This is a genomic window from Mesorhizobium sp. M4B.F.Ca.ET.143.01.1.1 (assembly GCF_004792275.1).
Lineage (GTDB): Bacteria > Pseudomonadota > Alphaproteobacteria > Rhizobiales > Rhizobiaceae > Mesorhizobium > Mesorhizobium abyssinicae.
This window is the reverse complement of sequence record NZ_SRSR01000181.1, coordinates 1-351: the sequence shown is the minus strand read 5'-3', so window position 1 is coordinate 351 and position 351 is coordinate 1. Positions and strand designations below refer to the sequence as shown.

Annotated in this window: 1 pseudogene; it reads left to right on the top strand. The window is 70.4% G+C overall.

From position 1 onward, the window contains the following. Positions 1–351, top strand: a pseudogene (locus tag EN786_RS36530) (nitrate reductase); the annotation flags it as partial.

Below are 351 nucleotides of genomic sequence, written 5' to 3'. Positions count from 1 at the left end.
TCGTGCGGGAAGAGACCGGCTGGGCCGGCGTGCTCATCACCCGCCGCGATCTCAGGCCGACGGGCTTTGTCCACTGGAGCCGGCATGCGGTCGAGGGCGGCTGGGTCTACGAGCTGACCGGAACCGAGCCGCCGGACCAGGGCATTCTCCTGGCGCGCAAGCTGCTCGGCGTCCAGCGGCAGGATCAGCTCCTGGAGTACACCGATCGCCGCGGGCTTGCCTATCGCGCCGCGGCTGTCGACGAAACCGGCGCCATGGCCGAAGCCTTGCTGGTCGCCGCTCCGGACCAGTTGCCGATGCGGGATTGGCTGGTGTCGCTGCTCGCCTCGCGCCAACCGCTGTCGACCACCG